11 protein-coding genes are annotated in these 15080 nt (G+C 51.9%); 1 reads left to right on the top strand and 10 read right to left on the bottom strand.

Going from position 1 to position 15080, the window contains the following annotated elements:
• The first annotated feature begins 64 nt into the window (after window positions 1-64).
• Window positions 65-1171, top strand: a complete 1107-nt coding sequence (locus AC0LWN_RS00300) for a GerAB/ArcD/ProY family transporter (protein ID WP_474662674.1) — start codon at window positions 65-67, stop codon at window positions 1169-1171.
• 80 nt (window positions 1172-1251) lie between these two features.
• Here the strand turns inward: AC0LWN_RS00300 and mmsB are convergent, their stop codons facing one another.
• The 10 genes from mmsB to AC0LWN_RS00250 all read right to left on the bottom strand — a co-directional run bounded on the left by mmsB (window position 1252) and on the right by AC0LWN_RS00250 (window position 14957).
• Window positions 1252-2415 (bottom strand): multiple monosaccharide ABC transporter permease, encoded by a 1164-nt coding sequence (mmsB, locus tag AC0LWN_RS00295; RefSeq protein ID WP_474662673.1) that lies wholly within the window; start codon window positions 2413-2415, stop codon window positions 1252-1254.
• Between the two features lie 5 nt (window positions 2416-2420).
• On the bottom strand, window positions 2421-3950 hold the full coding sequence (gene mmsA / locus AC0LWN_RS00290; protein WP_474662672.1) for a multiple monosaccharide ABC transporter ATP-binding protein: 1530 nt from the start codon (window positions 3948-3950) through the stop codon (window positions 2421-2423).
• Window positions 3951-4058: 108 nt separating this feature from the next.
• Complete coding sequence (gene chvE / locus AC0LWN_RS00285) at window positions 4059-5156, bottom strand: multiple monosaccharide ABC transporter substrate-binding protein (protein ID WP_474662671.1); 1098 nt, start codon at window positions 5154-5156, stop codon at window positions 4059-4061.
• A 226-nt stretch (window positions 5157-5382) separates the two neighbouring features.
• Window positions 5383-6600 carry a response regulator transcription factor gene (locus tag AC0LWN_RS00280; protein ID WP_474662670.1) on the bottom strand — a complete coding sequence of 406 codons (1218 nt, stop codon included), beginning with the start codon at window positions 6598-6600 and terminating at the stop codon, window positions 5383-5385.
• A 25-nt stretch (window positions 6601-6625) separates the two neighbouring features.
• Entirely contained in the window at window positions 6626-8488 is a 1863-nt protein-coding gene (locus tag AC0LWN_RS00275) for a cache domain-containing sensor histidine kinase (RefSeq protein WP_474662669.1), read from the bottom strand.
• A gap of 24 nt (window positions 8489-8512) precedes the next feature.
• On the bottom strand, window positions 8513-9526 hold the full coding sequence (locus tag AC0LWN_RS00270) for a substrate-binding domain-containing protein (protein WP_474662668.1): 1014 nt from the start codon (window positions 9524-9526) through the stop codon (window positions 8513-8515).
• A gap of 263 nt (window positions 9527-9789) precedes the next feature.
• Entirely contained in the window at window positions 9790-11595 is a 1806-nt protein-coding gene (locus tag AC0LWN_RS00265) for an LTA synthase family protein (RefSeq protein WP_474662667.1), read from the bottom strand.
• A 142-nt stretch (window positions 11596-11737) separates the two neighbouring features.
• The gene (locus tag AC0LWN_RS00260; protein ID WP_474662666.1) at window positions 11738-12727 is read right to left on the bottom strand and encodes an aldose 1-epimerase; all 990 of its coding nucleotides are present in this window, start codon (window positions 12725-12727) and stop codon (window positions 11738-11740) included.
• 83 nt (window positions 12728-12810) lie between these two features.
• Window positions 12811-13533: an MgtC/SapB family protein gene (locus AC0LWN_RS00255; protein ID WP_474662665.1), complete on the bottom strand. Its 723-nt coding sequence runs from the start codon at window positions 13531-13533 to the stop codon at window positions 12811-12813.
• Window positions 13534-13922: 389 nt separating this feature from the next.
• Entirely contained in the window at window positions 13923-14957 is a 1035-nt protein-coding gene (locus AC0LWN_RS00250) for a glycoside hydrolase family 88/105 protein (RefSeq protein ID WP_474662664.1), read from the bottom strand.
• Window positions 14958-15080 lie beyond the last annotated feature (123 nt).

Raw genomic sequence — 15080 nt, 5'->3', positions numbered from 1 at the left:
ATAATTTTTCCAGCCGCATTCAATAATATACCCGTATCCACTAGAACTCATGGAGTGAGGCGCTATGCAGAATGAAAAGATCACAAACCGGCAATTCACCATTTTGGTCGGTTTTTTTATAGTCGGCGACTCCATTCTGCTCGCTCCGGGATACCTGGTCGCGGAAGCCAAACAGGACGCCTGGATCAGCGGCTTGCTCGGCATGATAGCCGGCTGTCTGTTCGCCATACTTTATACAGCGCTGCACCGGAAGTTTCCCAAGCAAACGCTTGTACAATACAGCGGGAACCTGTTCGGAAAATGGGCCGGTAAGCTGATCTCCCTGATCTATCTCATCACACTGTTCATTTTCCCGTGTTTCATTGTGTGGGATTTAGGTGATTTTCTTATTACCTTCGTGATGGTGGAGACACCGATTGAGGTCATTGGCATTATTTTTTTGCTGCTGGTCATTTCAGCCAGCCGGTTGGGTATCACCACCTTGGGGCGGGTGGCAGAAATCTTTTTCCCGTTTTTCGTGGTGTTGTTTCTGTTGCTCATTGCCTCTGTCAGTCTGGATATTCATCCCTTGAATCTTCAGCCGGTCATGGAAAAAGGAGTCCGTCCGCTAATCCGCTCGCTGATTCCCTTTATGGGTTATCCCTATCTGGAATTAAGCGCCTTTCTAATGCTAATGCACTCGGTGCAGAATCAGGCGGGGGTCAGGAAAAGCTTTATCATCGGAGTGTTGTTCGGAGGAATGGTTCTGGCCGTACTGGCCTTAATGGCCGTACTTGTCCTTGGAGTGGAGACAACCATGTACCGGATGTATCCCAGCTATCTGCTGGCCCAAAAAATCAATATAGCCGGCTTTTTCACACGAATGGAAATCCTAATCGCGTTTCTGTGGTTTGTTACGATTTTTTTCAAGCTGACGCTGATGTTCTATGTGGTTTGCACGGGTTTCGCCGAGCTGCTCGGGTTGAGCAATTACCGCTCTCTCTCCTTCCCGCTGGCCTCTCTGATGGAGTTGTTCTCATTCATCTTTGTCCCCACCACCAGTTATTTGCCTGTATTCGACCGTGCGGCGTGGTGGGTGCAGATGATGGTAGCCGGTCTGCTGGTGCCGCTGCTCCTGCTGGTTGCAGCAGGCTTCCGCAAACAGAGCGGCGGCAAGCCGCGGAAGACTTAAGCAGACTGTATCAAAAGAAAAACTGCGTAGAATGGATTTCTACGCAGTTCTCTATGAACCTATTGTATTTCGAATGCCGCTTACGCTGTCTTCGACTTGTTGTAAATATCAAAGCCTACCGCCAGCAGCAGCACCAGCCCCTTAATGCCCTGCTGCCAATCGACACCGAGGCCGACGAGCGACATGCCGTTGTTCATTACGCCCATAACCAGGCCGCCGATGATGGCTCCGACCACCGTTCCAATCCCGCCGGAGGCGGAGGCGCCGCCGATGAAGCAGGCTGCGATAGCATCCAGCTCGAAGTTGGTTCCGGCTTTTGGAGTTGCGGAGTTCAGACGGGCCGCAAAGACCAGACCGGACAAGGCGGCGAGAACGCCCATGTTGACGAAAACCCAGAAGGTGACGCGTTTGGTTTTGACGCCGGAGAGGCTAGCTGCTTTCTCATTGCCGCCCAGCGCGTAGATATGCCGGCCCATCGTCATGTGATTCATCACAAAGGAGTAAATAACAATCAGCACCATCAGAATGACCAGAATGTTCGGAATCCCGTTATATTGGGCCAGAACGAAGGTGAACAGGTTGATGACAATTACCAGTGCAGCCGCTTTAGTGATGGACAGCCATACCGGTGATTGCTCGAAGCCGTATTTCGCAGAGGTTTTACGGTTTTTGAATTCCTGATAGACAACAAGGGCTGAGAGAATAACGCCCACAACCAGAGTCAGCCCGTTCAGCGAACTGCCGCTGAGGAAATCCGGGATGAAGCCCGAGCTGATTTTCTGAAAGGATTTTGGAAAAGGGGCGATGGACTGGCCGTTCAGCACGATCATGGTCAGACCGCGGAACAGCAGCATGCCCGCCAGGGTTACGATAAATGCGGGAATTTTGATATAAGCGACCCAGAAGCCCTGCCATGCCCCAACGAGTGCCCCCATCAGCAGCGAGAGAATAACGGCCAGCACCGGATTCATGTGCATATCCACCATCATGATTGCCGACAGTGCGCCGATAAAAGCGGCCACCGAACCGACTGAAAGATCAATATGACCGGTAATAATGACCAGCACCATACCGATAGCCAGCACCAGAATGTAGCTGTTCTGCAGGATGAGATTCGTAATATTCAGCGGCTTGAGCAGAATACCGTCCGTAAGAATTTGAAAGAAAATCGAGATGAAGATCAGAGCAATGATCATGCCGTATTGGCGGATGTTCTTTTTAAAAATATCGTTTATGGCTCCCATCGGTGTTACCCCCTGCTTCGTGTCATATATTTCATCAGTAGCTCCTGCGTTGCATCCTCACGCTCCACCTCGCCGCTGATGCGGCCTTCGCACATCGTGTATATCCGGTCGCACATTCCGATAATCTCCGGCAGCTCGGACGAGATGACCAGCACCCCTTTACCTTCTGCCGCAAGTCCGTTAATGATCGAGTAAATTTCATATTTGGCTCCCACGTCAATACCGCGTGTGGGTTCATCCAGAATGAGGATGTCCGGCTGGGCGTAGATCCATTTGCTGAGAACCACCTTTTGCTGATTGCCGCCGCTGAGATTGACCGTTTTCTGCAAAATGCTCGGTGTTTTGATATTCAGCTTTCTGCGGTATTCCTCTGCGACCAGCACTTCCTCATTCTCATTGATCACACCCCGGCGGGACAGCTTCTTCAGGCTGCTGAGCGAGATGTTCCGCTTGATATCGTCAATCAGGATCAATCCGTAATGCTTGCGGTCTTCGGTCACATAGGCGAGTCCGCTGTCAATCGCTTTGTTGATGTCATTCAGGTGAACCTCTTTGCCGTGCATATAGATCTGGCCGCTGATCCGTTTGCCGTACGATTTGCCGAAGACACTCATCGCCAGCTCCGTCCGTCCCGCTCCCATCAGACCGGCGATGCCGACCACTTCCCCGCGGCGGATATTGAGATTGATCTTGTCCAGCATTTTGCGGTCAGTCTGTGTCGGATGATATACTTCCCAGTCACGGATCTCAAAGATGGTCTCTCCAAGGTTCGGTGTCCGCTCCGGGTAACGGTTCGTCAAATCGCGTCCAACCATGCCTTTGATAATGACATCCTCTGTCACCGCATCAAGCTTCATATCCAGAGTGCGGATCGTCTGCCCGTCACGCAGGATCGTCACAGAATCCGCTACCTTCTCGATTTCGTTCAATTTGTGTGAAATGATAATGGAGGCGATTCCGCGTTTCTTCAGCTCTAAAATCAGCGTAAGCAGGTTCTCGCTATCATCCTCGTTCAGCGCCGCTGTCGGTTCGTCAAGGATGAGCAGCTTCACCTCTTTGGACAGCGCCTTGGCGATCTCCACAAGCTGCTGCTTGCCGACGCCTATCGTTGATACCTGGGTAAACGGCGATTCGCTTAGGCCGACGGTCTGCAGCAGCTCCTTGGTTTTCACCGTCGTTTCATTCCAGTTGATTACCCCGCGCTTCGCTTGCTCATTGCCGAGGAAAATATTCTCCGAAATCGACAAATACGGAATCAGCGCCAGCTCCTGATGGATAATGACAATGCCCAGGCCCTCACTGTCCTTAATGTCTTTGAATTGGCATACCCCGCCATTAAACAAAATATCCCCTTCATACGTTCCATGCGGATAAACCCCGCTCAGCACCTTCATCAAAGTGGATTTACCAGCTCCGTTCTCTCCGCAGAGAGCGTGAATCTCGCCAGCTTTGACCTGCAGGTTCACGTTCGAAAGTGCTTTGACTCCGGGGAAGGTCTTCGTTATTCCTTTCATTTCCAAAATAATCTCACTCATTTGCCTCTCACCCAGCTTTCGTTGTGACTGTAGAAGCGGCGGCGGCTTGCAGCCCTGTACAAGAACTGCCGCCGCATTTTCCGCCTCCGCTATAAGGATTACAGCCGGTTATTTGCCGAGCTGATCTTTGGTATAATAGCCGCTGTCCACAAGCACTTTGTCTACATTGCTGGCATCTACGGAGACCGGCTCCAGCAGGTAGGAAGGTACGATTTTAACCCCATTGTCGTAGGTCTTCGTATCGTTGACTTCAGCCTTAGTTCCTTTCAGCACGCTTTCCGTCATTTCTACCGCTTTTTTAGCCAGCTCGCGGGTATCCTTGAATACAGTCTGCGTTTGTTCGCCGGCCAGAATGGATTTGACCGAAGCCAGCTCTGCGTCCTGTCCGGTTACAATCGGAAGCTTCTTGTCTCCCGAACCGTAGCCTACACCTTTAAGAGAGGATAGAATCCCGATGCTGATGCCATCGTAAGGTGAAAGAACGGCATCAAGGTTGTCGCTGGCATAGTTTGCACTCAGCAGGTTATCCATCCGGGCTTGAGCGGCTGCACCGTCCCACCGTAGAGTAGCAACTTGGTCCATCGTTGTCTGTTTGCTGCGTACGACCAGCTTGCCGGAATCAATGTAAGGCTTCAGGATCGACATCGCACCGTCAAAGAAGAAATAAGCGTTGTTATCATCAGGTGAACCGCCGAACAGCTCGATGTTAAACGGCCCTTTGCCTTCCTTCAGGCCCAGCTTTTGTTCAATGTAGGAGCCTTGCAGCACCCCGACCTTGAAATTATCGAAGGTGGCGTAGTAATCGACATATTCACTTTTTTTGATCAGCCGGTCATAAGCGATGACCTTAACGCCTGCATCATGTGCTTTTTGCAGCACATCTGTCAGCGCCTCGCCGTCAATTGAAGCGATTACAATAGCCTTTACGCCTTTGGTGATCATATTCTCAATCTGTGATACCTGATTCTCTACCACGTCTTCCGCATATTGCAGATCCGTACCATAACCCAGCTTCTCGAATTCTTTTACCATGTTGTTGCCGTCGTTCACCCAGCGCTCCGAGGACTTGGTTGGCATGGCGATCCCTACCTTGCCGTTCGTGCCTTCCGAGCTTCCGCCTGCGCTGTTGCCGCCGCTGTTGTTGCCGCAAGCCGATAAAATCAATACAAGTGCCAGTGTCAACATCATCCATGAATATTTTTTCATATGTGCACTACCCCCTGAACTGTTCTGTTGTCCTTAGCGGATACCTTCCGCTTGACAAGTTGAGTATAGCAAGGGGGACAGGGAAGCGTATTTACACTCAGGCTACTGTTTTTATAAAAAAACAACCTTTGTCAGCGTTTTCATTTAGAAAATGAATAAAGCCGCGCTCCTTGGGTTAAGGAACACGGCTCCAGCCGAAACGGTATCTATTGGTTTTATTGGATGTTCAAGTTAAATCCTCTTCGCTCCGCAGTACACCTTTGCGGAATTGCAGGGGAGAGACGCCGGTTTGCTTCTTAAACGCAGTGCTGAAATAATGCTGGGTTTCGTAGCCTGTGCGCTCGGCCACCTCAAGAATACTCAGCTCTGTTGAGTGGAGCAGCTGCGCTGCTTTGCGGATGCGGATTTGCGTCAGGTAGGTTCCGAAGGATTCGCCCAGCTCCTGCTTGAACAACCGGCTGAGATAGACCGGTGAAGCCTGTAGGCTGCCGGCTATGGATTCCAGGGTAAGCCCGTATTCGCCGTAGTGCTCCAACATATACTGCCTGGCTCTGCGGACCAAAGGCGACAGCGGCTGCTCCTGCGAAAGGGCCGTTCTGCATTTGCGGTAGGCTGCAGCCAGCTCGGTAATTTCACCTTGGACTGCTTCTGTTGCCACTTGCGCAGCGATTTTGAGGTTGCTCCGCACCGCCTCTTCAGCCCCGGCCAGCTCCTTCTCGCCAGCAGCATCCCAAAGCAAAATGATAATCTGGCCGGCGGCATCGCGAAAAACAGCCTTGGGATAATCCTGCAGCAGCTCTGAGACAATATTCTCAATCGCGAATAGAAACAACTGCCGCTCCTTCTCCTTCATTCCTGACGGATGGGCTTCCCATCTCCAGCGGATGATGCCGATCAGCTCCGGCCGCTCCTCTGGCAATTGCAGGAAACGCAGCTGCTCTCTGATTTCGCTCTGGCTTAAGCTGCCTTCCAGCCACTCCTGGCAGAAGCGTTCCCGCAGCAGCGGAAAGTTCTTGAGAATCTGCCGGGAGGCTTGCTGCAGATGCTGGCTTTTTTGCTGCTCAAGCTGCAGCTCATCCCTGACACCGCGCAGCACCTGCATGAGCTGCTTCGGCTCTGCGGGCTTGAGAATGTAATCATTCACCTGCAGACGGATCGACTCCTGGGCATACGAGAACTCATCATGTCCGGTGATCACGATGATTTTGCAGTGAGGCAGCTCCTCTCTCAGCTTCTTCATCAGCTCGATGCCATGCATGATCGGCATATTCAGATCGACCAGCGCAATATGCACTTCATTGCGGATAGCCAGCTCCAGCGCCTCTTCGCCGTCCTCCGCTTCCGCCACCACCTGCATGCCCAGCTCTTCCCAATCCACACATTGTCTAATGCCGTCACGGATAATCGCTTCGTCATCGGCAATCAATACCTTCCAGTAATCCATACGCTCAAGGTTCCTCCTATTCTCATTAGTCATCAGGATAGCTGCTGCGGACCACCGGATGGCGGACAGTCACTACAGTTCCTGCGCCCTGTTCACTTTCAATGCTGAGTCCGTAAGGCTCGCCGTAAGTGAGTCTGATCCGGGCCTGCACATTCAGGATGCCATATCCGCTCCCCGCACTGCCCGGCATGGGCTGCTCCGTCTCGGCGGCATCGAAGGCAGTCCCTCCCACTGCCTGCAGACGCTGCTGCAGCATGGCAAGGCGTTCGGGCGGCATACCCGCTCCGTCATCGCGGACGGTTAAGATCAGATCGCCTTCCCGCTGGGTCACCTCGATGGCAAGCTGTCCGGGACCGCGCCGCTCCTTGATTCCGTGATAAATTGCATTTTCCACAATCGGCTGCAGGAGCAGCTTCAGCACATACAGCTCCTGTAGCTGAGGTTCTACATGAATACTGTAATTCAGCTTGCTGCTGTAGCGGACATGCTGGATTTTCAGATAGCTTACGATATGCTCCAGTTCATCGGAGAGCGGAACAAGATCACTGCCCTTGCTGAGACCCAGCCGGAACAGCTTGGAGAGAGATTGTACCACCTCGGCAATATCCTCCGCCCCCTTGCTGCGGGCCATCCAGTGTATAGTATCCAAGGTATTATACAGAAAATGCGGCTTAATATGCGCCTGCAGACTGCGCAGCTCCGCCTCCCGCTTCTGCCGTGCCTGCAGCTCCGTCAAGGCAAGCAGCCGGGAAATCTGGGCGAGCATGGTATTAAAGCTGCGGCCGAGCAGGCCGATTTCGTCGGAGCGGTTGCCCCAGTAGCGGATCGTCAAATCCCCCGACTGCGCCTTGCTCATGAAGGAGGCGAGCTGTCCAATCGGGCGGGAAATGGAATAGGCCAAATAGAACGAAGCCGTCATGCCCAGCAAACAGACAACAAATACAAAGGTGACAACGTTAAAGGTAATCTCCCGCACCCCAAAGGCCGACTCCTCCATCGGGAACACGCCCAGGGTCGTCCAGCCCGTAAAGGATGAGGTTCTGTAGATCAACTGCAAATCACGGCCGTCTACCCTCTCTGAAGTAATGCCTGAGGTTCCGGTGAACAGGCCTGCAGGGATATTTTTCATAAAAGGATGCTGCGGCGCGTAGATCAGTTCTCCCCGGTCATCGAACACTGTCAGGTAGCCGGTTTTGCCCAGTGTAACGTCCTTGGCCGTTTCAGCAATGACACGCAGCTTCAGATCCACGAGCACAACCCCCTGAACGACTTGTGTCTCTGGATCAATAATCGCCCGGACGGCTGACACAACCTCGCTCTCCTTGTATTCCACATGTGACATGACCGCGCGGCCGTAGGGATGGCCTACAATTTTGAAAATCCCTTTATTGGATACGGCTTCCTTGTACCACTTCTCGCTAGTCAGACGCGTACCGGGGCGGGTATACATTTCATTGCTGATGAAATCTCCATCCCGGTTAACGAGCATGATCCCGGCAATCTCGGAGCTGAGTGTAGTAAATCCCTGAAGAAACTTGCGGATGTTATATTCTGCTGACTCCCCTTTGACACCCGTGCCTGCGGCTTGTGCCGGATTTTTCATCGTGCCCTTCAGGAACGCCTGCACCCCCGGGTCAAAGGAGATCAGATAGGTGATTTTCTGCAGATTCTCTGCATCATTCTCCAGCGCCGAGTTGACCTTGCCGATCAGTTGCATCGTATTCTCATTGCTCTGCTGCTCCACAATACGGTCAACGGTCCAGCCAATCAGCAGCCCGAGCCCGATGGACGGCAGAATACTGATCAGCAGAAAATGGATAATCAGCTTATAACGGATCGGCAAATTGTTGAACTTCAGCTTCTCCACGGTCAGGCTGCCTCTTCGCATCCGCATTTCCTCCTCTGCAGCAGCCTATTTGGCATAATAGTTGTCCACATTGGCCCGGGTTACCACGTCGATTCCGGTATCCACCGTATCCGGCACGGGCAGCGGCTTGTTCCCGAGATATGCATTCGGATTCTCAGCCAGATTACGGTGCAATTGGAACAGCTCCATTAAAGACCAATAGCCCATATTCCAGGTTCCCTGCGCCATAGTTGCCGCGATCTTCCCTTCCTTCACCAGATCAAGCGTGCCTTTATCCGTGTCGAAGCTGATAATCTTCAGTGTTGACACGCTGCCCTGCTGCGCTTCCACCGCTTCAGCCACGCCGATCCCGCCATTCGACTCTGTGGCAAAAATCCCCGCAAGCTGCGGATACTGGGTCAAAAGCTGCTCCGCCGCTTTCCGGGAAGCGACCTGGTCACCGCGGCCATCCTTCACCGCCACCAGCTTCATCCCCGGAAATTCGCTGCGGATGGTGTAGCTGAATCCTTCAGTCCGTTCCTGATGATTATGCTGGTCAGGGGTTGTAATAATCGCGACCTCGCCTTTGCCTCCGGTAAGCTCGGCCATCTTCCGCGCCGCCTCGACCCCGGCATTGTAATTATCTGTGCCAAGGAACGAATAGGCTTTGCTGTTCGGCGCCCCCGAGTCAAAGAGCACCACCGGAATGCCGCTCTCCACCGCCTTGTTGATGGTAGCCGTAAGCAGCTTGGAATTTACTGCCGATATCGCGATGCCGGCGGGTTTCTTGGCAATGACCTGCTCCAGCACCGTCATCTGCTCACTTGCATTATGCTGCGTCGAGCCGTGATATTCTACGGAGACGTTCAGCTCCTCTGCCGCATCCTCGAAGCCCTTCAGCACGCTTTTCCAGTAATCAATGCCGATCTGAAACGTAACCATCACGTATTTATCTGCGATATTGCCGCGCAGTCCGGTTGTTTCCCACGGGTCTGCGGGTTTGCTCTGCAGCTTGTAGTTCAGCACATAAATCAGGAAAATGCCAATCAGCAGCACATAGACAAGCCACAGTTTTTTCACAGGTGTAACCCCTTTCAAAATAAACAAGGATGAGATACCGGATTTACAAAAAAGCAGGATCGCTTATAACAAAGGATCACTGCTTTTTTATATTAAATCTTTGGTTCCTGGCCGTCTATATATATTTACGGTTCTTCTATCCTGAAATAACGATGTCCGAACAGAGGACATTGTTATGGAAGCCTCGAATTTGGCGAAGCCAAATTGAGGGTCTTCTATGAAATTTCATCGTCTGGAGTGCCGCGAAAGAGCGGCATGGCTGTCTAATACATCAATTCCGCGGCGTAGCCTTCTCCCTCCAGCAGATCATACTCCACCATACGGTAGTCATCCAGCAGCGCCTGCTGGTCAGCAGTCAGCCCGGAGAGCACACCGGAAGCGCCGATCAGCACGTCTTTGCTCAGGCCGGGAAGCTCTGTCTGAATCTGCTCCAGCATTTTATAGTAAGGGGTCAGCGGTTGGCCCGACAGCTTAAATACGGTAGGTCCAAGATATGCGGGGCTAATCGTACCCAGCGGCTTCTTGCCGATATCAAAATTAGCGAGAATCATCAGCTTGGTCTCATGTTTAAGTCTCGGCTCCTTATCCCAGCCCGCATCCGTATAGATTCCCTCCGACAGCGCCGGGAGATGATCCCCCCAGAACACAGCAATCGTTGGCCGCTTAATCGTCTTCAGCTCCTGCTGCAAAAGGCTAAGCGCCTCATCGGTCAGCTTGGTGTCCTGAACATAGGTTTCAAGCTCATCTTTCCGGTCCTCCGGTCCTCCTTGTACGGTAATGGTATTGGGACCATTCAGACCTTTGGTAAAGGGAAAATGATTCTGCATCGTTACCAAATGCAAAAAGGTCGGGTTATCCGATGCCTTCAGTTCACTGATGGCCTCCTGCACAGCAGCTTTGTCGGAGATGTAACCATTCGGCGTCATCCGCTCGGCATCCGGCAGATCCTTCTCGCTCGTGAACCGGTCAAAGCCAAGCACTGGATAGACCCGGTTGCGGTTGTAGAACGTATCGTCGAACGGATGCAGCGCAAGCGTCTGATAGCCCCGCTCCTTCAGGATGCTGACGATGGATGGCAGCGAGGACATTTTGACAATCCGCTGCTGGTAAGGAATCGAGCCGTCCCCCAGAAAATACATCGACAGCCCTGTCAACGCCTCAAATTCAATATTCGCCGTATTGCCGCCGAACTCGGGCGAGAGCAGGAATCCGGCTGGAGTGACACTCTCTTGCTGGTGAATAAACTTTAGCGGATCTTCGCTGAATTCAAGTCCCGGCAGCCGGGTAGGATCAAAGAACGCCTCATCCATCATGAACATGATATTAGGCTGCTCCGCCGGCGCTTTTGCAGACGCTGCATCCGGCAAGACGCTGTATTTTGCAGCAATGTCTTCTATAGCCTTGCGGCTGTAGCCCTCAGGCTTCTCTAGCAGGTTCTGGCGCAGGTTCCCGGCAAAAGCAAACACAAAGCCATTTTCCGAGTAATTCACCTTCTGGTTCCAGAAAATATTCTGGTAATTCAGCGAGGAGGCGAACGTTGCTTGCCCGCTGACCAATAGAATAAAGCCGGCAATCATACCAGCGGAAACGGCTGTAAACAAGAGTCGCAGCGGCAGTTGAATTTTGACTTTGGGCAGCTTGACGGTTAACCAGATTCCTCCGGCGACCAGCAGAACCGCAAGGCCAATGGCCAGCGGAGAGATCATGCCTTTGGTGATTTTGCTCATTTCAGAGGCATTTTTCAGCAGCATCAAATCCCAGGGGAATAGCGGCTCTCCCGTCGTGTGCTGTTTCTTGTAGTTGGCAATGCCCAGCAAAAGGATCAGCACCGAAGCAAGCGCCGGTCCCGCATAGATATTGGGTAAAACCACCGAAGAGGCCAATAGAATAAAGAAAAACAACAAGCTTCCGCAGGTATACAGCCAATAGGATTGCCCAATCCAGGTAAATACACTCATGAAATCCATTTTAAGTGAAGCCGCCTGCATAAAAAAGTTCAGCACAAAACCTCCCAGCAGCAAGCTGAGAAGGAAAATTCCTAATTTTTTGGAAGGTATAAAATGACGCAATGCAATCCACTCCTATCTGTCTAAACGAATAGTATACACCTCTTTTCTTAAAGGAGGCTTAAAAAGCAGCAGCAAAAAAACAGGGCGCAGAAAAATATCTCTGCACCCCGTTTGCACCTGCTATCTATACGGATAGGATAAACTATTTCACGTACAAGCGGCCGGTTTCTTCCCAATATTCGCCTGGCGCGAGGCTGAACAGACCAATTTCTTCTGCAGGCAGATCCACCTTAGGTGCATTGACCAGATTGATCTGCGGCTCTGGGCAGAAGAAGCCTTCTGTTGCGCCGTTGTTCCAGATCATCCATTGCTTGTAGGAGGTTCCGACATCATATACAAGAGTAACTCCGGCTTTGCTGTCCGTAAGCTCCATGCGGTTGCGTCCATTCTGGGCCACAGCGGTGTAATGGTTGTCCATCGGCGCGTAGAAAGGATATAACCCTTCGTCACGCATTGCAACCTCATCGGCAGTAAGCTCCTGGAATGCGCCTGTCGGCAGCATGCGGTTATTAAGCTCCCAGCGTTTGCCAAGTGTCAGCTTCACGCGGTAATCCTGCGGTGAGCTTCCAGGTGCGAACGGTGCATTAATCGCCGTGTGGAAGGCGAGCAGGCAAGGCATAAGCTCCTCCCCATCATTATGCACCTGCAGGTGCTGGGACAAACCTCCTTCTCCCAGGCTGTAGCGCAGCTTGATCGTGTATTTGAATGGAAGGTACTGGTAAGACGGATGATTTTCATCCACTTTGACCGCCACAGTCACGAAGCTTTCATTCTTGCCGGCGCCGAATTCCTCAACCTGCCAAGCTGCTGTATGTAAGAACCCGTGCAGATGGTTGCCGGTCGCTGCTTCATTGACCGGGAGCTGATAGGTATGTCCATTCCACGGAAATTTCCCATCCTCATAACGGTTCGGCGGAAACAATACCGGGATACCATGAATCCCCGGATTAGCCTTAAACGCTTCCATTTCTTCCGCACCCGGCTCATGCAGGAAACGGTAACCGTTTTCGGTATCGCGGAAGCAGATCAGGTTGCCGCCGATTCCGGGCAGTACCGCTGCCTCATAACGGCCGGCTTTCAGCCAGATTGCCACTTCTCCCTCGTATTGTCCTTCAAATGCTGTAATTGACATTGAATGTTTCTCCCTTCCATAATCTCAAAATGACTCTCTCCTAGATAGATTACCACATCTGCCCAGGAGGTAAAATGTCATTTTTACAGTTGTTCAACCTCCACGCTCATCACATGTTCGATTTTCTTCACATCATAGTAAATTTCTGTAACATATTCCCGGTCTGGGGCAGAGATCAGCATCTCGATCACCTGTCTGCCATCGTCAAGATCCTTAATCGTCGTCCGTCGGATGATTCGTCCGTTTTTTTTCAATTTTCTGGAGTCTGCCGCCTGGCGCTGCTCAATTTTTTGAATCACGTCAGTCAGTCCATAATTCGGCTGCATAATAATTCTGACGGAAATTTCATGCTTGTTCAGCACCTGCGGTCCCATAAGCTTGATCAAGTACGGTACGGCATTCACTGCGAACATCAGCAGTACGACAGCATAACCCGCTTCCACAAAAAAGCCCGCGCCGACCGCGATGCCGATCCCCGATGCTGTCCAGATCAGCGCCGCCGAGGTCAGGCCGGAAATGGCATCCCCTCCCCGGCGCAGGATCACTCCCGCTCCCAGGAACCCGATCCCGCTGACAATCTGCGCCGCCAGACGCATAGGGTCCATACTTGGATGATTCGTTCCTCCAAACTTGTCGTATGCGTGAATGGAGACGAGCGTCACCAGACAGCTCGCAATACTGATGACCATACTGGTCCGAATTCCCAGCGGCTTCTGTTTCAATTGGCGGTCGATGCCGATGAACAGCCCGAACAGCATGGCCACAAGCAGTTTAACAATTGATTCTGTGTGCAGATTAATATCCATAAGTGCCCTCGTTTCTAAGACAGATAGGAATAGTATACCTGAAAAATGCAGCAAATGTGCAGCCCTTTTCACAAACAGAAACGGCATCCCTGGTCTCCGCAGAGGCTTCTGCCACCGGGAGCGGCGCGAAGCATGCAAGAGACGGAATCCGTTTCTTTAGGTGATGTTCAGTTAAACTTTAGATTCCATATTGGGGTCTGGTCGTAACTGCGGGGAATGTTTGGACTTCCGGCCGCTGTTGTTCACAGATTTCCTGATTTGAAGCCGCTGCTGGCGGTTGAAATCTGTGAACAAAGGCGGACGCTACCGCTCCTACAGTTCCAAACTTCCCCTCCGTCACTTCGGCCCTTTTTATGTTTTCTTTAGTTCAAGTGATATAGAATAAGCCATTATCCAAATGGATTACTTGTTGTCCGCAGCACCTGAGAAAGATACGCCAGCGTCAGGCCTTGGCCCCATCCCTGGATCCTTTTCTTCGGTACTTGACGGTATCCGTCGATATCATTCATCACGGCTGTACCTGCAGATACCTCGCTCACCGTGCCATCTTCCTTGATTCTGGACAAAATCCCCTGGAGAGCAAGCTGCGAGTATTTGTTATAGAGCCGGCCCTGCATCAGCACCGCAGTGGCAATCCCCGCCGATGCCGACATCTCCAGATAAGAGTTTGGATCATCAAGCACGGTATGCCACAAGCCCTCAGGCGATTGCAGGCGGACAAGCGCCGCAAGCTGATCGCGCAGCGAGCCTTCAATAATCATAAACGAAGGATGGGTGACCTCCACCAGCCGCAGCGCTTTGGCCATCGTTAACGCCGCCCACGAATTGCCGCGTGCCCAGTAGATGCCCGACATATTATTCTGATTCACATGATCCCAGCCATGATAATACAGGTTGGTATCGGAATTCTGCAGAAACTCTTCATGTCCGTGGTACTGGACCAATCCATCTTCAATATATTCCCGGTTATCGAGCAGATAGCCCATTCGCAGCAGAAAATATCCGGCCATGAACATCGTATCCACCCAGGCCTGCTGCGGGAATACATGGCTTAGGGAATTCACTGTATGCTGGAAAATACCCTGTGCGAAGCGCTCCGCCTTATGCCGCAAAAACTCGGCCATCTCTAAGGCAATGTCCAGATACTTCTGCTCCCCTGTAGCCTGATACAGCGTGATCAGACAGTGTCCGATGGACACACCGTTTACGGACAGCTTGGGCAGACCCTCGGCAATGTTGTCATCGACCCAAGTCTTGAGCGCAAGCAGATATTCTTCCTTGCCCGTCGCCTCATAGGCTTCGCATATCCCGTAAAAAGCGACACCGCCCGGCCAATCCCAGGAGAAGTCCATGCGCAGGGTACGTTCCACCACACGGTCTATGGTAGCTTTGATTTGTTCCTCATCGTAGGTAAAAGCAGGCATTCTTTTCCACACCTTTCTCTTTAAATAAGCTGAACTTTAAGTCCTGTTTGAAGGGCTGGTCGTAACTCCAGGGAATGTTTGGACTTCCGGCCGCTGTTGTCTCCAGATTTCTTGATTTATACT

This window comes from Paenibacillus sp. sgz302115 (genome assembly GCF_056120445.1).
Note: the sequence above shows the minus strand (reverse complement) of the source record. Positions and strands in the feature narration are given on the sequence as shown.